General features: G+C 39.5%; 18 protein-coding genes and 3 pseudogenes. 13 read left to right on the top strand and 8 right to left on the bottom strand.

Going from position 1 to position 21363, the window contains the following annotated elements; genetic code table 11:
* The first annotated feature begins 29 nt into the window (after window positions 1-29).
* Entirely contained in the window at window positions 30-296 is a 267-nt protein-coding gene (locus RCG23_RS00875; protein WP_308178179.1) for a hypothetical protein, read from the top strand.
* Between the two features lie 144 nt (window positions 297-440).
* Here RCG23_RS00875 and RCG23_RS00870 read toward each other — a convergent pair whose 3' ends face one another.
* Together RCG23_RS00870 and RCG23_RS00865 are read right to left on the bottom strand one after the other, a co-directional pair.
* Window positions 441-1295 (bottom strand): amidohydrolase family protein, encoded by an 855-nt coding sequence (locus RCG23_RS00870; RefSeq protein ID WP_308178178.1) that lies wholly within the window; start codon window positions 1293-1295, stop codon window positions 441-443.
* 20 nt (window positions 1296-1315) lie between these two features.
* A complete protein-coding gene (locus RCG23_RS00865; protein WP_308178177.1) occupies window positions 1316-4399 on the bottom strand; it encodes a GNAT family N-acetyltransferase in 3084 nt (1027 codons plus the stop codon).
* 405 nt (window positions 4400-4804) lie between these two features.
* Between RCG23_RS00865 and RCG23_RS00860 the strand changes: the two genes are divergently transcribed.
* Entirely contained in the window at window positions 4805-5632 is an 828-nt protein-coding gene (locus RCG23_RS00860; RefSeq protein ID WP_308178176.1) for an ATP synthase beta subunit C-terminal domain-containing protein, read from the top strand.
* Window positions 5633-5691: 59 nt separating this feature from the next.
* Here RCG23_RS00860 and RCG23_RS00855 read toward each other — a convergent pair.
* Window positions 5692-7640: pseudogene (locus RCG23_RS00855) on the bottom strand (GTP-binding protein).
* A gap of 306 nt (window positions 7641-7946) precedes the next feature.
* On the opposite strand from RCG23_RS00855, the pseudogene RCG23_RS00850 reads away from it, so the two are divergent.
* The 3 genes and pseudogenes from RCG23_RS00850 to RCG23_RS00845 form a co-directional block, all read left to right on the top strand.
* Window positions 7947-8554, top strand: a pseudogene (locus RCG23_RS00850) (YitT family protein); the annotation flags it as partial.
* 90 nt (window positions 8555-8644) lie between these two features.
* Window positions 8645-8824, top strand: a complete 180-nt coding sequence (locus RCG23_RS25760; RefSeq protein ID WP_374049832.1) for a DUF2179 domain-containing protein — start codon at window positions 8645-8647, stop codon at window positions 8822-8824.
* Between the two features lie 49 nt (window positions 8825-8873).
* The gene (locus tag RCG23_RS00845; RefSeq protein WP_308178175.1) at window positions 8874-9869 is read left to right on the top strand and encodes an AI-2E family transporter; all 996 of its coding nucleotides are present in this window, start codon (window positions 8874-8876) and stop codon (window positions 9867-9869) included.
* A gap of 104 nt (window positions 9870-9973) precedes the next feature.
* On the opposite strand, the gene RCG23_RS00840 is transcribed toward RCG23_RS00845, so the two are convergent.
* The 3 genes from RCG23_RS00840 to RCG23_RS00830 form a co-directional block, all read right to left on the bottom strand.
* The gene (locus RCG23_RS00840) at window positions 9974-10627 is read right to left on the bottom strand and encodes a DUF4085 family protein (RefSeq protein WP_308178174.1); all 654 of its coding nucleotides are present in this window, start codon (window positions 10625-10627) and stop codon (window positions 9974-9976) included.
* Between the two features lie 35 nt (window positions 10628-10662).
* Window positions 10663-11256, bottom strand: a complete 594-nt coding sequence (locus RCG23_RS00835) for a kinase (protein ID WP_308178173.1) — start codon at window positions 11254-11256, stop codon at window positions 10663-10665.
* 188 nt (window positions 11257-11444) lie between these two features.
* The gene (locus RCG23_RS00830; protein WP_308178172.1) at window positions 11445-12059 is read right to left on the bottom strand and encodes a lysozyme family protein; all 615 of its coding nucleotides are present in this window, start codon (window positions 12057-12059) and stop codon (window positions 11445-11447) included.
* Window positions 12060-12300: 241 nt separating this feature from the next.
* Between RCG23_RS00830 and RCG23_RS00825 the strand changes: the two genes are divergently transcribed.
* The 5 genes from RCG23_RS00825 (at window position 12301) to RCG23_RS00805 (ending at window position 15736) form a co-directional block, all read left to right on the top strand.
* Window positions 12301-12861, top strand: a complete 561-nt coding sequence (locus RCG23_RS00825; RefSeq protein ID WP_308178171.1) for a sugar O-acetyltransferase — start codon at window positions 12301-12303, stop codon at window positions 12859-12861.
* Between the two features lie 173 nt (window positions 12862-13034).
* Window positions 13035-13217: a hypothetical protein gene (locus tag RCG23_RS00820; RefSeq protein WP_308178170.1), complete on the top strand. Its 183-nt coding sequence runs from the start codon at window positions 13035-13037 to the stop codon at window positions 13215-13217.
* The gene (locus tag RCG23_RS00815) at window positions 13186-14535 is read left to right on the top strand and encodes an amidase (RefSeq protein WP_308178169.1); all 1350 of its coding nucleotides are present in this window, start codon (window positions 13186-13188) and stop codon (window positions 14533-14535) included. The genes RCG23_RS00820 and RCG23_RS00815 overlap by 32 nt, the downstream gene beginning before the upstream one ends.
* A 141-nt stretch (window positions 14536-14676) precedes the next feature.
* Window positions 14677-14979 (top strand): EthD family reductase, encoded by a 303-nt coding sequence (locus tag RCG23_RS00810; protein ID WP_308178168.1) that lies wholly within the window; start codon window positions 14677-14679, stop codon window positions 14977-14979.
* 271 nt (window positions 14980-15250) lie between these two features.
* Entirely contained in the window at window positions 15251-15736 is a 486-nt protein-coding gene (locus RCG23_RS00805) for a PaaI family thioesterase (RefSeq protein WP_308178167.1), read from the top strand.
* Window positions 15737-16457: 721 nt separating this feature from the next.
* Here RCG23_RS00805 and RCG23_RS00800 read toward each other — a convergent pair.
* On the bottom strand, window positions 16458-17132 hold the full coding sequence (locus RCG23_RS00800; RefSeq protein ID WP_308178166.1) for a lysozyme family protein: 675 nt from the start codon (window positions 17130-17132) through the stop codon (window positions 16458-16460).
* A 381-nt stretch (window positions 17133-17513) separates the two neighbouring features.
* Between RCG23_RS00800 and pepV the strand changes: the two genes are divergently transcribed.
* The 3 genes and pseudogenes from pepV to RCG23_RS00785 all read left to right on the top strand — a co-directional run bounded on the left by pepV (window position 17514) and on the right by RCG23_RS00785 (window position 21100).
* Complete coding sequence (gene pepV / locus RCG23_RS00795) at window positions 17514-18917, top strand: dipeptidase PepV (RefSeq protein ID WP_308178165.1); 1404 nt, start codon at window positions 17514-17516, stop codon at window positions 18915-18917.
* A 23-nt stretch (window positions 18918-18940) separates the two neighbouring features.
* Window positions 18941-20000, top strand: a pseudogene (locus RCG23_RS00790) (asparaginase).
* Between the two features lie 149 nt (window positions 20001-20149).
* Entirely contained in the window at window positions 20150-21100 is a 951-nt protein-coding gene (locus RCG23_RS00785; RefSeq protein ID WP_308178163.1) for a hypothetical protein, read from the top strand.
* Between the two features lie 105 nt (window positions 21101-21205).
* Here RCG23_RS00785 and RCG23_RS00780 read toward each other — a convergent pair whose 3' ends face one another.
* Window positions 21206-21340, bottom strand: coding sequence for a hypothetical protein (locus RCG23_RS00780; RefSeq protein ID WP_308178162.1), 135 nt, complete (start codon window positions 21338-21340; stop codon window positions 21206-21208).
* Window positions 21341-21363: the final 23 nt, after the last annotated feature.

Raw genomic sequence — 21363 nt, 5'->3', positions numbered from 1 at the left:
CGAATTTCAACAATAAGGAGATGAATAGTGTGGAAACAGTGACATTAGTGACTTTTAAGGTTAAAGGATTATTCTCGCCTATAAAAATGGCATTAAAAATGGCTCCTAGCCAAGAGCAAATATATAAGAAGATACTCGGGATTATGAAGGACCATAACATCAGTGGGGAAGTTCAATTCAAGAGGCTGGTGCAGGATAAAGGAAAAAAGATGTACATTTACCACATCGGGGAAACAAAATGTGTAGTCATGATTGAAAAACTGCAAAAAGTAATCGAATTCCAGGAAATAGAGTAGGTGCCAGTCGCCATCCATAAAAATGGATGGTGCCTGGCACCTGTATTTTTAGCTAATCAGAATTTATATCCATAAATTCTAATGCGCATAAGTGCAACTACTCCTCTGTCTTCGCCTTAAGGCTTGCCAATCGGAGAGTTTTCTTTATTCCAAATAAGGTTTTATTTTCGGAAATATCTTTACTGCTGTGTCGTAAAAGACCTGCTGGTGGAATTCTTCCGGAATCAAATTTTTGATAAATTCGATATAGGGACCAATCGGAATCAGCGGCCAGTCTGTGCCAAATAGCAGTTTATCATACGAATCGGCGAAGACAAGGGCATGGCGCAGGTGATCCAGAAAGCGGCCTTCGCTTTTCTTCAGCAAATCCTCCTCCGTACCGACAATCAACCCGGACAAATCAGCATAAACGTTTGAGTTTTTATAAATAAGCTCGGCACCTGTTATCGTCCAAGGGTCACCAAAATGTGCCATCATAAAATTCACATTCCGATGCTTGACGGCTACTTCATCAATTGCCAGAGGGTGGGAGTATTTTAAAAACCCACGCTCTGAATACGTATCACCGGTATGGAAGACGACCGGAAGCTGATATTTTGCCGCTAGCTGATAGACCGCTTCATACACTTCATCATAGGCGTAAAAGGGATAGTAGCCAAGGTAAATCTTAATCCCGACCACATTCGGCTTTTGCACTTCTGCCTCAAGGCGCTTTAAAGCGTCTTCACCAAGATCATACGGATTAATCCCGGCACAGTACACAAGGTTATTTGGAATAGCAGCATCCAAATCGAGACCCATTGGAGTTTGCGCGTCATAATCAGGAAATCCCATGTTATCTGTTTCAGTGAGTCCCATTCCAATCCCCAGGACGACGTTGGCTTCCTGATATTCCTTTTGAATTCCCGCTGCTGAATAATCAACAAATGACAATTTTTCTGCTGTTTCATGGAACGATTTAATGTTTGAAAAATGCATATGGGCATCGATGATTTTCATAGCTTCTCCTTCATATATTACTAAAATTTAATTCTTCTAAGCTTTTCAAGAAGGCGGGCAGAGAGAGCTCTTTCATCAAATACTAAAAATGACGGAGCTGTCTGCATCCCATTTTTGCCAGGCATTGCAGAATGTGGGTTCATGATCTGCTGCGCGTGCTTATTCGTATAGGCCAACGGTCCATCAGAATAGAAATCGGAAACAAAATATAACCTTTCGGAAGCTGATTCTGAACTTATAAAACTGCCAGTTTTTAAAGCCACAGGGAGCTCTTCAATACCAGCTCGATACTTGCTCGTATACTGGCTTTCGGTCATATTTACCGAAACGTCCGTCAAATGAGTTCCACTAACAAAGAAATCAGTATTCCATGATTCCTGACTTAGATTTTTCCCGCCATTATCCTTAACTTCAGTGAATGAGACCAAAAGCGGCACCCCAGGCAGCATCAGATAATACTGGACATAATGTACACCTTTCCACTGTGCGTGCTCATTAATTTCCGTGCTCACAGCCAGACCACTCCATGTATTTCCCTGAAGGTCCAATTTTTCAACATGGTAGGCAGTATTCTTTTCCTTCATTAATGAAAAAGCAGTTAACCCCGATGGCACGGTTTTCATCCCGCCAGCCCAAGGATTCCACCAGCTTTTGGCTGTGATTTCAGGAAAGGAAGTATCAAGCCATTCCGAGCCATTTACATTAACCGAAAAAATGCCTGGATAGAAATTAGGAGCAGTTTTTATCGTTATGCAGCCATTCGTTACTTCATGGGTTGAAAACTCAGCTACTGTCGATGAGCAATATGAAACACCCCCAGAAGGGGACAAAACAAGCTCCACAAGTCTCGTCGTCATGGCTGCAGTAGTAAATTTACCCTCTAAAATGGATAGGGGCTCAAACTGTTTTGGATCCAATCCGAACGAATGTGAGGTCTTTTCCTCCTCTGTTGTAATGACTGTTTTGTACAGCTCTTTTTCATTCACTGAAACATGTAAGCTTCCGTCAAGGTAACTGGTTCGGTGTGTTTTTAATACAGCTGAAAAATCAGAGCCAGGTCCTGCGACAACACCATTCAATTCAAAGGCAAGTTCACTTGCAGTAACCATTTTTTCAGCCGAAGAAGATTCTAAGGCGAAGGCTCTAAAATCTTCCCATTGCTTAAATGCACCAATGGAAATAGTTATTTGTTCCGTTGCACTTTTGTCCCCGGGTTCAAGCGTTCCGATTTCATCTTCAATCGAAAATTGCCAGCCGTCGGGTTCTGCTTTAGTTTTCGTTGACCAGCTGATCCCGATTGGCTCCGGCTTGCTTTCTGTAAAATACCAATTTTCCGTTACGCTTGAAGGCTTTATATCACCAAATTCGAGGAATCTATTTTCGGAAAAATAAATCACCTGACCATCGATCGGAAAATATGTCCTCTCCAGCTGTTCATGATAAATAGAGGAGCTAATTGCCACATCGTGATGTGGTTCCTTGCTCTGATTTTCAATTTCCACCCATTTTTGGACAATTCCATCACCATAAAGCTCAACCATTTGGGTCAAGCGCAGACCCTGCATTTCCTCAGAATCCTGCACGATTTTTAAAAGAATGGATGAATCCTCCACTTCCCATGAAACAGATTCCGGCTTTTTCTTCGTAAATTCATTCGAATAAGGCCTTCCAAGCTTTGGAGGGAAGAACGCAAGATACTGCTTTTTGCGGTTGTTTTTTGCAGCAATCATCAACAAATCCCGTTTGCGAATTTTCACCTGACAAAGACCGTTAAAAATGTGCCAAAAATCCTTTGTCTCACCGCCGAATTTTTCACCCAATCCTTTAAAAGCAACTGAGAGTTCCTGCTCGAATTTTAGTTCGAAACCATCTTGCTTTATTGCAGAAATTTCAACGACAGGCTGGTAAAACCCATGTTTTTTTACCGTTAGAGGAACCGAAACAGTATTTCTTCCACCTGCAGGTATATTCATCGAGAATTCCTTATTGTTCAAAGAGACCTGCTCAGCTTCCGGAATTCTAATCGTAATTTCAGCATCTTCTTTAAGGTTGTTTTTTACCTCAAGATCAATCGATGTCACTTTATTTAAAAATGATAAGTTCCCAGAGTAAGAGGCTTCTATTTTTGAAGGCTGAACAGGGAATACACCTAGCTTCAGCTCACACTCCTGGCCATTGATCCACACGTTTACGGATACATGAGGATGTGTTTTCCATGCACTTGGTTCTTCACCCGGGTTTACCGTTACGATTTCCGAAATGATAGTTTCATCATTTACCATGAGCACTTTCTCGACCTTGTATTCGACCCGTTCATTGCCGGAGCCTGCAGCCTTGAATGATACAGGAGAAGCCGTTTTATTGACGAATTTTATCTGGAATTCCTGCTTAACCTGTTCGATGATTTCATGGTCAGCCATCTGGATTTGCAGGAGAAATTCATCCGTTTCAATCAAACTGATTCCACGGCTGGTTCGTTCTACTTGTACTCTTGCAAATTTGCCGTCATTCTTCCAGCTGTATTCATAATAAGTAAACCCATTTTCCTTCATGCCATCTGGTTTTACTTCAATCGGTCTTACGCTTGAATCGTACCAATCAAGCTCTGCAAATACCGGCTTGAGTAATGGTGTGTTGATTAGCTGGGGGATAAAGTTCATTAAATGGGTCACATCATCCCGATCCTCCCAGAAGAAACCGCATTTCTTATATAGCGGCACGGCTTTGGTGTTGCCCGGCCACGTATATAAATCCAGGCGGGGCCATCCCATCTCAATCGTTTTTTCAAGTGCTTTTAGAACAAGCTTTTTGCCGATTTTTTCGCCGTGATAATCAGGCCGGACATTGAGAAGAGGGATATACAAGGAACCTGTGTCTTCCTTGTATTCAGACAGTCCGCAATAACCCGCTATTTCTTCACCATCCATGGCGAGATAGAGCTCGATATTGTCTGAATTGGCTTCTTTCTTCTTCACCTGTTCTTCGGTCATCACACGGGTATCTCCGCCCCAGCTGTCGCGGCTTAAATTCCACATCTTTGCAATCCCTTTGGCCAGGCCATCGTGGTACTGGACAATTTGGATCGTTTCTTTTATTTTTGTCATTTTTTTATCTCCTTCAACTAAGTGTCATCTGTCCTATTTTCAAAAGTGATTTGATTTACTACATTGCCCATCGCTATCATCCTCCTTTTTAGTTTAGGAATGTTTTTCCATTCCTAAATTAATCGTAAAGGCAGGATGAAGGTTTGTAAAGAAAATTGAGAATATTGTTACAAGAGCGACAGGCACCATCCAATTAATTGGATGGTGCCTGTCACTTTTTTTTGAAAAAACAATTGCTTTTTAACGTAATTTATTTTACTCTTTAAAGTAAGAGGTGAGGAAATTTTGGGATACATGGAAAAGTAAGGAATAAAAATATCTTCTTCCTTAATTTTTTTGGCTCGTGTTACTTCATGCGCTGAATCTTACTAAAATATCAATCTATTTTGAGAGGGGACGGTCGGAATGATCGAAACGAAGATAAAAACAATCGATTTTTTTGCACCAATTTCAAAAGGGGGAACTGTGGGACTGGTTGCCAAACACGGAATGGGGCAGGTGGTGGTTCTTACCGAATTATTTTATCGGTTAAAGAGAAATGGATACGTGACAGTGCTTCTCTATCCACAGGAGAAACACCAAGAACTTGAGGATCTAATTGCAGATGTCGATATTGCTGCGACTTCTCCTGAAGGAATTTTCGAAGGAATATCTTCCCTAGAGAAAGAAGGACATATTGCATTTGCTGCAGATCGTGAACATGAATTATCAGGTGAACTATTAAAGCTCAAGGGAAAATTAATGCATTCTAGCACTCCTGATATGACAACCTTTTTATTTGACTTGAGCGGTGCAGCAATGGACGAAACACTTCCTTTTGGGAAGGCAGATACTGTATGGCAATTTGATGCATATCTCACATCCAGACATAAATTTCCTGCCATAAATCCTTTCGCTTCAACTTCTTCTAAGCTAGATAAATCCCATCAAGATCAATCTCATCAAAACATCAAGCAAAGAGCTCAAGAACTATTACATCAATACCGAGAACTTCAGTCCCTAGTAGAGATGAACGGACTGAAAGAAATCCCTGCTTCCGAACTTCATATATATCAAAGAGGGGAGAGGCTTGAAGCATATCTTACCCAACCCTTTTATGTAACGGAACCCTATACAGGGAAAAAAGGTGAATCTGTTGACCTTCAGACCACAATAAACGATGTCCGTAAAATTTTAGACGGTGAAAAGGATTCTAGTGAGTTAGAAACACTTGCTTATATTGGCTGTCTGTAAAGAAAAGGAGCCTTTCTCTGTGGAAGGCTCCTTTTAGGAATACATTGATCAAAATGTAACTATACGTGCATCTTACTTTCTGCTTCATCCCACGGGACGGAATATCCAACCCCTTTTGCGCAAAAGATGGAGGAGGAGGTGTACTCCGGATCAGCATCTTTATTGTAATTACGCTTCTGGATGATTTCCTCTTCATTATGGCAGCTGTCGTAACCGCCGAAGACGAGATTGATCGATCCTTTTCCCTGAGTAAAGGAGGCCAGTGTTGTACTATAGTTCATAAAAGTAACCACAGGCACTTTTCCGGTGATAAAGGCTTTATCTTCTACTGTTTGCGGAGCATCAAAATGTCCCGATGCATGTTGGATGTCTGATAAAACCCGTCCCAGATGATTGAGGTCAACTTTAATTTTTACATCATAATAAGGCTCTAATAAACGATTCTCCGCATTTTCAAGTCCTTGTCTTAATGCCCTTAATGTCGCTTCCCTAAAGTCTCCGCCGCTTGTGTGCTTGTTATGGGCACGTCCAGTAAGCAGAGTCATTTTTATATCCGTAAGCGGGGAACCTGTCAATATTCCGTGATGGTCCTTCTCGAAAAGATGCTGACGAATTAAGTTTTGGTATCCAATAGTTAAATCATCTGCATGGCAGGCATTTTCAAATATTAGTCCACTGTTTCTCTCGCCAGGCTCCAGTTTAAGATGTACCTCTGCATAATGACCAAGTGGTTCAAAATGTCCATAGCCATTCACACTGGTTTCAATCGTTTCTTTATATAAAATTTCAGGATCAGCAAATGACACGTCAAGAGCAAATCGTTCCTTAGCAAGCCTTTGCAATACTTCTAGCTGAATCGTGCCCATCACATGGATTGTAATCTGCTGCAGTGTTTCATCCCAGATTACTTGCAAAGAGGGATCTTCAGCATCGAGAATTTGAAAGTATCTTAAAACGTCCTTGTGATGAATGGATGTATCAAAGAGGACCTTTGATGTTAAAGCAGGCATCATTTCATAGGTCGAATTTCCCGTTAATCTACCAAGGCCATCTCCAGCGTTAGCCTTCGTTAAACCCACTACTGCAAATATTTCTCCAGCTGATACCTCATCCAAAGTCTTAAATTTACTTCCATTATAAATACGGATTTGTGTGATTTTTTCGGATGTGTCTTCACTGCCATAGGTGAGTTCATCCCGCACTCTTAACATCCCGCTTAAAGCTTTAATAAAAGTTTGCCTTGTGCCATTTTCATCATAGCGGATTTTATATACCCGCCCGGAAAATAGTCCTTCAGAGGAATAATTAGTTGCAGTAAGCAGGTCCAGTTTTTCTAAAAACTCCATTATGTTCGTATCCAGTAGGGCAGATCCACTCGAAAGAGGAAAGAGTTTATTTTCAGTAATCATCCATCTCATCGTTTGTAACCAAAGCTCTTTGTCGTAAGAATCTTCCATGTATCGGTCGAGTAGAGCTTCATCCCGTTCGGCAATCCATTCAACGAGGTCTTGACTCATCTCATTCTGATGTAAGGATTCGGTAATATCGCAAACATCTTCTGAAAAATTAGTGTGTATCTCATCTAGCACTTTATTAACATCTGCTCCGACACGATCTGTTTTATTAATAAAGAAGAAAGTCGGGATGTGATGCTTTCTTAGAAGCTGCCAGACGGTCTCGGTATGTCCCTGAATCCCTTCAACAGCACTAATGAACACAATGGCGTAGTCCATCACCTGGATAGAACGCTCCATTTCAGGTGAAAAATCGACATGGCCAGGTGTATCGATTAAATGATAAGTGGAGCCGTTATATGTAAATATGCCTTGATCGGCAAAAACGGTAATGCCTCTTTCTTTCTCAATTTCATGGCTATCCAGGAAAGCATCTTTATGATCCACACGGCCTTTTGCCGAATACTTTTTGTATGGTAAAGCAGCTGCTCGGAAAAAGTCGTCTTACCGGCATCCACATGTGCTAAAATCCCAATCGTCTTTGTCTGATTCATACGAACACCTCAATTCACTAGTCTACCATATTCGAGTGACAGGCACCTTCCAAATAATTGGAAGGTGCCTGTCACTCATCCATTTAAAAAATGAAACTTTTTATTAAATTTTACGTATTAAAAAATGACATCATATTTATCTTTTATTATGTTAATGTCCTGTAATTTTCGGGGATAATAAAAGGAAATTGTATTTTTAATTTAGCTTATCAGAATTTATATCCATAAATTCTAATCGCATAAGAAAAACTAAGGCATTCGCCTAAGTACTTGGCGAATGCCCAGTTTTACTAAAAGGAGAATTAGATGGCAGAACTAACTCACATCAAGCAAGCAAAATTAACAAAACTCAAAATATTAAAACGAGCCGTTGCCATTTTTATTGGTGCTGTTTTGATGGCAACTGGATTAGAGATTTTTCTTGTCCCGAACTATGTAATTGATGGAGGTATAACGGGTATATCCATTATGCTATCCCACATATTTGGTTTACCACTTGGATTATTTATTTTCATTCTTAACTTGCCTTTTTTTTATTTAGGTTATAAACAAATAGGGAAGACATTTGCATTGTCAACGGTTTTTGGCATTATTGTACTTTCTATTTTTACATCACTCTTTTATCCCATCCCAGCGTTTACAGATGACATTCTTCTTGCTACAATTTTTGGAGGAATGATTCTGGGAGTCGGGGTAGGACTTGTGATCCGCTATGGTGGTGCCTTGGACGGGACAGAAATCCTTTCGATTTTAATCAATAAAAGGGCCCTTTTTCAGTTGGCGAAATCATTATGTTTTTTAACGTTTTTATTCTAGGTGCCGCTGGTTTCGTTTTTACATGGGACAGAGCAATGTATTCCATTCTTGCTTATATCATTGCGTTTAAAACGATAGATGTTGTGGTACTAGGATTGGAGCAATCAAAATCAGCCTGGATTATAAGCGATAAAAATCAAGAAATAGGGGATGCTATCCTTTCAAGGTTGGGACGTGGTGTTACATATATGAATGGAGAGGGAGCATATACGGGGGAGAACACGAAGGTTGTTTTTTGTGTTATTACACGACTAGAGGAAGCAGAACTTAAGAATATTATTGACGATATCGATCCAACGGCCTTTTTGGCTATGGCTGATATAGCAGAGGTCCGTGGAGGAAGATTTAAAAAGAAAAACATTCATTAAATCGATATCTTTATATTTGGATAAAGGGTTTTAGAAGGGGTTCAGCTATATGATAAATAAAATCGCCAATAGTGCGGGATTTAGAAGGTTATTTATTATTGTTTTATTGTCATTGCTTTTATTTTTTTTACGGGATTTAATAAATCTCATCTTATTTACATTTATTTTTTCATTTCTAATGGAGAAATTAGTGAGTATCATCTTTAAGCGGTTTACTTTCAAACGAAGAATTGTGGTTATTACGCTTTATATCGCAGTGGTGGGGATCCTCGTATTTGCCAGTGTTCGGTACGTGCCATTAATTGTCAGCCAAATCACTATATTATTAAAACAGCTTACGGATTTTTATGCGTCCGACCCTGATTATCCAATTGTGAATTATGTCTTTGATAAAATTGGGACAAAACAAATCTCCGGATATATGGAACAAGGCTTTACGTTTCTTGTTAAGTATTTTACCACTGTGAGTAAGGTGAGTTTACAAATTCTGTTAGCATTGCTGCTAAGCTTTTTCTTTTTGTTAGAAAAACCTCGTTTAATCAAGTTTACGAATAAGTTTAAAGATAGTAAAATCTCTGCTTTTTACAATGAGATTCATTTTTTCGGACATAAATTTGCTTCTACCTTTGGAAAGGTAATTGAAGCCCAAATTATTATTGCCCTAGTGAATTGCGTTTTAACTACCATTGCTCTTTGGATTTTAGGTTTTCCACAGCTGGGCGGCATATCCATCATGATTTTGCTTCTAGGCCTCATTCCAGTTGCGGGAGTAATCATCTCGCTTATTCCATTATGCATCATTGCATTTAGTATTGGCGGCTTCATAAAAGTGTTGTATATCGCAATAGCCGTAATGATTGTCCATGCGATCGAGGCTTATATCCTGAATCCAAAGCTGATGTCTTCAAAAACAAATTTGCCGGTATTTTATACCTTTGTTGTTTTAATTATTTCTGAGCATTTCTTTGGGATATGGGGATTGATTATCGGGATACCACTTTTTGTTTTTGCATTGGATGTTTTGGACGTAAACGAAAAGGATTAATATTTATAAATATGCGGGTTTTTGCATATTCTCACAGGGCTCTTTTAGATTATAGTAATAAAAATTGCGGGGAACTTTACAAATAAAAAGTTCCCCGCAATTTTTTATAACTCCGCAATCAATACATTTTCAGCCGTGATGTTGAATTCTGTTAAAGGACAGTCGAATAAGACATGATACTCAAATCCCGTATTTGTGCAGTAAACCTCATCATAAAGCCAAGATGCGCCTTCCAGTTGATTGGGGATTGAAAGTTCAGTAACTCCTGTAAATGTTACTTTGATGTCTGTAAAATAATGAAAGCCGCCTCTGCAATCGAGAATAATGGTGAATGTATCCTTGGAGGGAATTTCATAGGAAATTACCCTTGCATCGTGCAGGGAATTATCATGTAATTGAACCACATTATTAGAGAGTTTATCTTTAATAGATTTGTAATGGTTAATGTATTCTTGATCAAGAATTTCCATTCTCTTATGGTATTCTTTCAGCCATTGTTCCGCCATAATCCTTAGCTCCAGTGGGGGGTATTCCGAATTAATTGAATAGTCATTAATATAGGGGTGAAAGGATTCAGGAAGAAACCTTAATAAGTCGCTCTTTTTTAAATCCACGTCCTCTTTAAAAATTCTCTTATAATCCATCCCATATTTTTCGTAGTCCTCAATATTTTCGTCCCATTCCTCTTTTGTTTCAGGTAGCATTAGAAAGCCTAAAATTTGCATTTCTTCATACCAATCTTTTGTGAAAAATTTCATGTATTTATTCCTCCATTTCGTTGGCTTTTCCAATATCAACTATTTAAAACCAAATCCGCCTTTTCAATCGGATTCTCTGTCTCTACATAATATTCTTCCGCTTTCCAATATCGGGTTTTGAATTTTTCAATGTTCTTCTTGGTTGCGTCGCTTTCACGTTGAAATCTTTTATCTCTTGGACAGTCTAAATAAACGAGATAATCAAAGAAACTCCGCCACTCTTTTCTTTGAAGAAAAACTCCTTCGACTACTATTATGCAGGCTTTCGGCAGGGAAATTCTATGTTCGCTGTAAGTATCAGTTTCTCCATCATAGTAAGGAAGACTGAATGACTGAGAGTGCTTTAGATTATGAAAAAAGTTTTGACTTAACCAGTCCACATCCCACTGCAGGCAGTAATACTCATACCATTCCTCATTTCCGGTATTGTACCGCTTATTCCTTTCAACAATATGGTCGTCAATGTGGAAAATAAAGAAGGGGATACCCATTCCTTTCAAATGCTGGCTTATCTGTTCAACAAGCGTCGTTTTTCCAGAACGGCTTAATCCATCTATCGCTAAAATAAAACGATGATCTATATTTCCATTTGGTATCCGATTCAATAAAGTTTTTAAAGTTTCCTTCATTTGATAGTAACCTCTCATGTCGTTCTCATTTAATAGGTTTGATGAGATAAATAGTAAATAATGGTATCTAATTTTATCATAGTGAGGGAAAAGTTATTAGGGGGAATAGTAGTGGTGTTTAAAAATAATCAGATCAGATTGGTCGTATCGCAAAAAAGGATTTCGTCACACGAAATCCTTTTAAATGTCTATGATACGGAATAGTTATGAAGAATTTTTTTAATAGAAGGAAGCCGGACATTTACTTTCAGAGCATATGAAAAATCACCGAAGCAATAGGGATAGCGAAAATTCCCTAAGTTGTTACCACATGTATATTTAGTAGGGAATTTTTGTACCTGGAGCTCTGAATAGGATTTGGCCAGTTCTTCACTGTGTTTAAAACCATGATTCGCAACAAAGTCTATATAGCCAGGTCCCATATTGTAGCTTTGAATAATGGTATCTAAATTTACCCGGCGTTTGATTCCGTACTTGTACATTTCACTAAAATGGTAGACACCCTGCTTAATACTGTCTTCTGGATTATTAATCTCATTTCTTTGCAGGCCAGCGGATTCTGAAGATTGCATGGGATCATTTCCAATTCCGCGGCTTTCCTGATCCATGATAGCGAGTAAAATAGGGGTGTACTCATTTAAATGGTATTTTTTTAATTCACTTGAAATTAACGGCTCATATTTAATCAATTGTTCTTCTGATGGTTTTTTAATTTTCATATTATAAATTAAGGCTGACCCTAATAAAAGAAATAATAATAACAAGGGAATAATATTTTTTGATGATTTTCTAATAACCTTCATTATGGTCCTCCTGATGAATTCACAAGTTCGTATAATTAACGATGTCTCATTAAATAAGAAATACCTTTGTAAGGTAATATCTAAACTTCTATTAGTATATCATGGACCGTTTGGAATTTTTATAGCAATATTTACAGAAAAATGAGTAAGAGTAATTAGTGTGCGTAGTTTTATAATGTGAAGCAGTGAAACGAAGTTGTGATATAATTTTAAAAAATAAGAAAATACAGGAGTTTTGCAAGTGCATTCTGAAAAAGAAAAAATGTTAAATGGCGAATTGTATAATGCTGCTGACCCCGAATTAATAAGAGAGCGTGAAAATGCCAGAAGATTAACCAGGTTATACAATCAAACGTTAGAGACTGAAAATGAAAAACGGACTGAACTTTTGAAGGAACTCTTCGGTTCAAACGGAAAAAACCTATTCGTGGAGCCGACCTTCCGTTGTGATTATGGTTACAACATTCACGTAGGAGAAAACTTCTATGCGAATTTTGACTGTGTCATTTTGGACGTTTGTGAAGTGCGGATAGGTGATAACTGTTTTATTGCTCCTGGTGTGCATATCTATACAGCAACACATCCGCTCGATCCATCCGAACGCATTTCAGGCGAAGAGTACGGCAAGCCAGTAACGATTGGTCACAATGTCTGGATTGGCGGGAGAGCCGTGATCAATCCAGGAATTAATATAGGGGATAATGTAGTAATAGCATCTGGTGCGGTTGTGACAAAAGATGTTCCTAAAAATGTTGTCGTAGGCGGGAATCCTGCGAAAGTTATTAAACACATTGAAGTTTGAATGTATTTGTTCATTTATTTCTTATTGAAAAACGATAGCTATTTGCTGTCGTTTTTTTTAATTATAAAAATAAAGTTTAAAAGGAGATTAAAGGAAGTTTTTTAGCAAAAATAGAATAGAGTATTTATTAAGGTTAGGTAATGAAATAGGTTAATTGGGGCGGAGTGATGAAAATGTCAACGTTTCGTTATGAAGAGTATGACGGTATGGGCTTAGCTGAGCTAATCGAAAAAAAAGAGATTACTAAAAAAGAAGTAATCGAAGCGGCGATTTCAAGAATTGAGCAGGTGAACCCTTCATTAAATGCCGTGATCAATAAAATCTATGAAAGAACTGGCCGCTTCGATTGCCCATAACGAAACAGGCACTTTTGCCGGAGTGCCAATCCTGTTAAAGAATTTTACACAGGAAATTAAAAACGAACCAATGACCTCTGGTTCAAAGGGCTTCCTCAACTATAAAGCTGAAGAAGATTCCCATATTGTTTCAAAAATAAAGGAAACAGGAGTGACGGTTCTAGGACAAACAAATGTCCCGGAATTAGCTCTTATGGGAATTACGGAGCCAGCACACTATGGACCAACAAGAAATCCTTGGAATACCAACCATACTCCTGGAGGTTCAAGCGGGGGTTCAGCAGCGGCGGTTGCAGCTGGTATGGTCCCGATTGCCGGGGGAAATGATGGTGGAGGCTCCATCAGAATTCCGGCCTCCTTTTGTGGTTTGTTCGGATTCAAGCCTTCCAGAGGAAGGACACCCGTTGGCAGAAAGCTTGGCAGACAGATGCAAGGTGCATCCGTGGACCATGTCCTTACAAGGTCTGTACGGGATAGTGCCTTAATGCTCGATTTATTAAAGGGTCATGAAAAAGGAGCTGCTTTTCATGCACCACCATTTGAATCTACTTATTTTGAATGCATGCAGAAGGGATTCAATAAACCACTTAGAATTGCCTACTCGACAAAATCCCCCATTAATACGGAAGTTCATCCAGAGAACAAAGAAGCTGTTGTAAAAACAGTTAAGCTGTTAGAGTCCATGGGGCATCATTTGGAAGAAAAGGATGCACCTGTTGACGGTAAAAAAATTGCCAACAGTTTTATTACATTATATTTCGGCGAGGTTGCAGCCACGTTAGCTACCATGGGAGAGTTTTTAGGGAGAAAGGTTAAATACAACGATGTTGAGCCAACCACATGGTTATTAGGTCTGCTTGGCAAAGCAACCACTGCAGAAGAATGGGTGCTATCAATAAGGGAATGGGATAAAGCAGCCTATTCGATGGAAGATTTTCATGAAACATACGACTTTTATGTAACACCTACAACTGCATTTCCTCCTTCGAAAATAGGAGAACTGGATCCGACACCATCTGAAAAACTAATGATAAGTATATTTGGTCAACTAAGGCTGGCAGGCTTCATTAAGAAAATGGGTTTGATTGACCAGCTGGTAGAAAATAGCTTGAAACGAACTCCGTTTACGCAATTGGGGAATCTAACAGGACAGCCAGCCATGTCTGTGCCGTTACATCAAACAACCGATGGACTGCCAATTGGAGTCCAATTTATGGCGGCAAACGGAAGAGAGGACCAACTATTTCAAATGGCGGGAATTCTTGAGCAGAGTGAGCTATGGATAGACATAAAGACCAACCCGATGTTCAATTATTAAAAAACGAAAATCAGGTTATTCATTCTTGAAAAAGCCCCAGAATTCTTTAAATTCAAAACTATTTTTGATGAATAGTATGGGATGATTTATAGAATCGCGGAATATATTAGGGGAGGTTTTAAGATAGGAGGGGATTTTTAGGTGGCAAAACTTATTGTTATGTACGAAGAACCAAGAGATAAAGAGGGATTTGAGAAGCATTATTTTGATGTTCATGTACCTCTTGGAAGGAAAATACCGAATATAAAAAATGAATCCATCCATCGAGTAATACAATCACAAAATACGAATTTAAGCCTTTACCTCATACTCGAACTTGAATTTGAAAACCTCGAAGCTCTCACGCTGGCATTGTCTAGTCCTGAGGCAAAAGCAGCAGAAGCAGATGGGCCAAATCTTTTCCAGTATTTAAATAATCCACCAATCATTAGTATCGTCGAATAGGACGGGTTATTGATACCCTAATATTTTTATTGGAAAAATATCAATAATAGTCTAATTAGAACAAATGAAAGACCACCATCTTTATTCATGGGTGGTCTTTTTCTAAGAATTTTTTCGAGAATCATGAGTAAAAAATATCCCCTAGAGTTATTAAATTTAATTAAAAGGAAGATTGTCAGCAAATGAAGAATTAATTAAAAGGGTCTGCAGTGAATTCGGAAAATTAATCATTGTTAATTGAAGTAAATATTCTTTAAAAGGAGGAAATAAGATGGAAGAGAAGGTTGTAAATGCAATTCAAGATGAATATCCTGATGATTTTGCGTGGTGCTATGGCTGCGGACGTTTAAATGAAGAAGGGCATCATTTCAGAACAAGCTGGCAAGGTGAGCAAACAGTGACGGTCTACACACCAAAGCCGGAGCATATGGCATTGCCCGGATTTGTATATGGAGGAATTATTGGTTCATTGGTAGATTGCCATGGCACAGGTTCTTCGGCACTGGCCCTCCACCGGAAAAATGGCCATGAACCAGGAGATGGAGTAGAACCGCCACGGTTTGTAACCGGATCGTTAAAAGTGGACTTTCTTAAACCAACTCCTCATGGAACTCTTATAAAAGCAGTTGGAACTGTGCAGGAAATTCACCCGAAAAAGTGGAAGGTGAATGTTGAAGTGTTTGCGGAGGATAGTCTTTGTGCACGGGGAGAGGTTATCGCGGTTGTAATGCCTGATACTTTTTTAAAAAGTGTTTAATGCTTTAAATTTAAGAGCATCAAATCAACTCAATAGTAAGTAAAAATCCTCAATCCTTGGTAACAGTGATTGAGGATTTTCCATTAGGTGTTTTTTTGTTTAAGCTGTTTTAGCAATGATTGTTGCTTTCTGGACAAATTCTAATTTTAGCGTTTGTAACGAAATCCTCTGATTCAGACTCGATTCCCCTGGATTTGATCAACGCTGTCCGAATACACCTCTGATTCAGACTCGATTCCCCTGGATTTGATCAACGCTGTCCGAATACACCTCTGATTCAGACTCGATTCCCCTGGATTTGATCAACGCTGTCCGAATACACCTCTGATTCAGACTCGATTCCCCTGGATTTGATCAACGCTGTCCGAATACACCTCTGTTTCGGACTCAAGTCCCCTTGATTTGATCAACGCTGTCCGAATACACCTCTGATTCGGACTCGAGTCCCCTTGTTTTGATCAACGCTGTCCGAATACACCTCTGATTCGGACTCAAGTCCCCTTGATTTGATCAACGCTGTCCGAATATACCACTGATTCAGACTCGAATCCCCTTGATTTGATTAACGCTGTCCGAATACACCTCTGATTCGGACTCGAGTACCATGGAGTACACCAATATTTGTCATTAGTACTACCTATGTGGGCGGAAGCAACAAAGTTTACGATAAGAGCTTTTGTTTAAGAGAATAACACCCATTTAGAGGGGGAGAACCATTCGATTAGAACGCCCCTCCTGAAATTGGTGTTCCGGAATTAACCGTTATGCTTCCATTGATGGATTCAATATTTTTTGCAACTTTTGTGCTATAGGTAAAATCGCCATAACAATAGGGATAGCGGAAGTTGTTTTTATCTCCGCCGCAATTATATATAGTCGGCTTCTTTTGTACCTGCATGAAAGAAAATTTCTTCGCCAATTCCTCGCTATGTTTCCCGCCGTGTTGTGAGACAAAGTCGATGTAGCCTATCCCCATATTATAGGCCTGAATAATGGACGGAAAGTCGACACCTTTTTGTTTCCCATATGTAACGATACGCTGAAAATGCCTCACGCCCTGTTTGACACTCTGCTCCGGATTTTTGATCGTGTTTGGCGCCAAACCAACAGATTCTGAAGCCTGCATTGGGTCGCCGCCTTTTCCCTTGCTTTCCTGCTGCATTAAGGCAGCCAGCACAACCGTATATTGTTCAAGATGAACTTTCTGCAATTCACTATGTAACAGTGGGGTATATTTTTTAACCTCCACCAGGGGATCGCTTTTAACTATGGGACTCGACTTTTCATATTGTTGAAAATAGGATTCCATTATTACCACTGAGAAAATAACAGTAAGCAATAACAGAATAATATTAAAATTCCGTTTCCGTTTGGGTTTGGTTGCTTTGCGTTTCATCGTCTCTCTCCCAAAAAGGTTTAATATCATCTCATTATAATAGAATAATTGTCTGTTAAGTAATAGAAAGGCAGGAAAATAAAAAATCAGGACAAAAGACGTGGTTAGGACAACAAAAAAGATCCGGCAAAATACCGAATCTTTGTAAAGGGGGAGGGGTTGAAAAAGCTCGCTGCTTTGTCCTTGATACAAATAATATCTTAAAATATAAATATTAACAGAGTATGAACAGAATCTTACGATTTGATTAACTATGTACTTTAAGTTCTTAAAGTAAATTTTTTAGAGAAAAAGGAAATTTGCTGTTCGTTTAAGAATACTTTTAAGTAGGTTTTTTTAATTGTGTATACATAGAGAAAAATCCATTTTCCGAGGTGAGCCATGATCAATTGGCATGAGGAAGTATTATCCCGTAAGGACGAGCTGCTTGAAGATTTGTTTAATCTGCTTCGAATTGAGAGTACGAAAGATTTAGATTCAAAGACAGAGGGGAGGCCGATGGGTGAAAAAATCGGTGAAGCCCTTGAGTACATTCTAGAAAAGGCTAAACAAAACGGATTTAGAACTAAGAATTTAGCGGGATATGCCGGCTATGCGGAATATGGGAGCAGTAATGCTGGAGATCCAATCGGGATCCTTTGCCATGTCGATGTTGTGCCTGCAACAGGTGAATGGACGAGCCCACCATTTGAACCAGCCATACGTGATGGGAAAATTTATGCCCGCGGTGCCATTGACGATAAAGGGCCGTCAATGGCTGCTTTTTATGCAATGAAAATAGTTAAAGAATCAGGGCTGGCACTATCGAAAAATGTCCGGATTATTTTTGGAACAGATGAAGAGAGCGGTATGAACTGTATGAAGTATTACAGCGAAGTCGAAGGTATGCCGACCTCAGGGTTTGCGCCGGATGCTAATTTTCCCATAATCAATGCGGAAAAAGGGCAGATAACTGTCAAGCTTTCTCTGCCAAATACAAACACTGACTATGTTGAGAAAATGGAGTTATTATCCTTTCATGCCGGAAACAGAGTCAATATGGTGCCGGAACGAGCGACTGCGGCTATAATCGGTTTTAACGAATCCCTTATGAAGGATTTCGAGGAATTTTGCTCAATAAGTAATGTTAAAAGTGATATATCTTATAAAGAAAACACAGCAGAATTAACACTTTATGGTATTTCCGCTCATGCGATGGAGCCCCATAAAGGAGTCAATGCAGCAACCACACTGGCAAGATTCCTGCAAAGCTATACATTTCAGGCACAAGCATCCAAATTCATATGTTTCCTGGCTGACTTGCATAAAGACTTTGAAGGTAAATCTTTAGGGATTTCCTATTCTGATGATATAACAGGGCCTCTGACCGTGAATCCGGGCATCCTATACTTTGAGGGAAAAGGGGAGGCTTTCTTGCAAATAAATGCACGAATTCCTGTCACAACGGACTATGAAACCACAAAGGAAAAGTTGAAAGTATTAGTGGACCAAAAGGGATTTATTCTATCAGAATTAAGAGAGTCACAGCCACACTACGTGGACCCCAGCACTCCAATCATCAAGGGATTGAAGAGAGCATATGAGGAAGAAACCAATCAGAAAGCGCGACTTTTATCGACAGGAGGGGCTACATATGCCCGATTTATGAAGCAAGGGGTTGCATTTGGGGCATGTTTTCCAGGGAAGGAAATGACGGCCCACGAAAAAGATGAGTATATCGAGATCGAGGATTTACTGAGAGCAACAGCCATCTATGCTCGTGCCATATATGAACTTGCAAAATAATATAGAAAGATAGGGGAATGGAAATGGAAAAATTAGTTGGTAGTGTTCAATCAGAAGTGGCATTAGTTGAAAAAGAAACATTCGCACCCATTCTGGTTTATCGCGGCGAACATATTGAAAGTACTCATCAGCTGCATGTTGCGGTCGTGAATAATGAAGGAGAGCTTTTGTATTCCTATGGAAATCCGTCCCGTTTAACCTTTCCGCGCTCGTCGATGAAGCCGTTTCAAGCGATACCGTTGATCGAGACGGGAACAGCTGATCGATTTCAGTATAGCCCAGCAGAAATCTCATTAAGCTGTGCTTCCCATAGCGGGGAAGTATTCCATCGCGAAGCAGTATTAACTATTTTGAATAAAATTGGGCTTGAAGAAGAGGCTTTGCAATGCGGAACCCATATTCCCAGGGATATGGAAAGCTATAAACAGCTCATTCGCGAGGGGAAGGAATTAACTCCGGTATTTAGCAATTGTTCGGGGAAGCATTCAGGAATGCTCGCAACTGCAGTACATATGAACGAGGATGTCTTGACCTACCGTGAAATTGATCACCCTATACAACAACGAATTTTGGAAGCCATTGAAAGTATCTGTGAGGTACCGAAGGAACAAATCCAGCTGAGTGTGGATGGGTGTGGAGTGCCTGTCCATCAGCTTCCGCTAACCCATGTCGCCCTGGGGTTTGCAAGACTCGCAAAACCTAATGGAGTGGTTGAAGCTAATCATGCCGCTGCCTTGGAACGTATTCGAAATGCCATGGTGCAGTACCCTGAAATGGTAGGTGGAACCGACCGGTTTGACACCGATTTGATGAGAGTTTTTACAGGAAGGGTCGTGGCAAAGGCAGGTGCTGAAGCGGTACAATGTATCGGTTTAGTTGAAGAAGGAATTGGAATTGCATTGAAAGTGGAGGATGGGTGCCAGGGCCACAAGTGTTGCAGCAATGGAAGTGTTAAAACAGCTTGGACTTGGAGACGGGCAAGTATATGAAGCTTTAAAGGATTATGTGGATGCTCCTGTATTAAATGCCAGAAATGATAAAATTGGCGTCATCAAAGCGAATTTTGTTTTGAACCGAGCTTAATTTTCCCTCTTTTCTTAATAAATGAAAAGGAAATGACGTGTGAATTGGCACACGTCATTTCCTTTTATTTTTTGAACTTATGGTGTAGAGTTTTCATATAAAAGGGCTAGTGAACACCTAGAAAATCAATACGCTAAGGGGGTGTAATAATGACAGGAAAAAATTCATTTTTTGTGGTTTGTGTATTAACGTGCTTATTATTCATAATATCTGCTTGTGGGATTGCATCTAATGGCTCATCAACAAACAATAAGTCACAATCTGATCATTCATCTCAAAGTAAAAATGCTTCTTCAAACAATTCATCCAGAGATGTTTCGTCTACCACAAATAATAGCAATCAAAATAACAAAAATTCAAAGTCATCCAATGAATCTACAACCAAATCAAACAATTCGGCTGGTAATCAGTTTGGCACTACAATTGACCAGGCTATGCAGTATTTACAAATGCGTTCAAATGTTTCACACATTTCATTAATGGCTCCGACTAAGCCAATATTTACACCAAACGTTCAGTATATGGGTGGAAAGGTGTCAGCAGCAAAGGATAGTTACTCAGTGAATCTTATATCAACTGACAAACAGCTTCCTATAAACAGTCCTTTACTTTCGTCTCGCAAATATGACCAGATGAGTAATCTAATTGGTGGCTTTGGTGGAACCATATATTCATCTTCAAAGATTGCCATGGCACAGTTATACAATACTCCTGCAAACGATCTCGCTCCTGCTTATCAGTTACCACCTAATTCACCTTCGACAAAGGTGGGTCTTGGTAAAGGTATTACTGGCACTGCATACGATTCATTCCCAATGGTGGAATGGCACGAAGGAAAATGGACCTTACAAGTTTGGGATGGGACATTACAACAAGATATTCAAGAAGCTAAAAACATTGTTGCCTATTTGGATACGCACTTATTACCTCCAACCTATGGTGTGTTTGGAGAAAATATTGCTGGTGATGGATATCATACATCAGTAGAATGGGTTTACGGAAATGCGGTGTATTCATGTTTTAGTTATCACAGTGGTTTACAGGCTGCTGTGATGGCTGTTTCTGCACGTGTGTATCCTAGTGGACAAACGAAGCCTTGATAAGAGAGTGACACTGATTTGAATCAGTCATATCTATGAAAAAATCGCCAATTCACGGGCGATTTTTTCGTTTATTACATTTTTTCCGAAAGTACTAGCCAAGCTTTACTTTTTTTCATTGTTTCTTTCTGTTTCGTGGTTCCGTCCGTAGCGCAATTCGCCGGAATCTACATCGCCTCTTTGTTTGGACTTTTTACCTCCAAGGCTCACATTCGGAAAGCTTTTAGTCTTTTCGTCCATTTTTTTCACCTCCAGTGCTTATT

The organism is Neobacillus sp. PS3-34, assembly GCF_030915465.1.
Taxonomy (GTDB): domain Bacteria; phylum Bacillota; class Bacilli; order Bacillales; family Cytobacillaceae; genus Neobacillus_A.
This window is presented reverse-complemented; position numbering and strand designations above follow the sequence as displayed.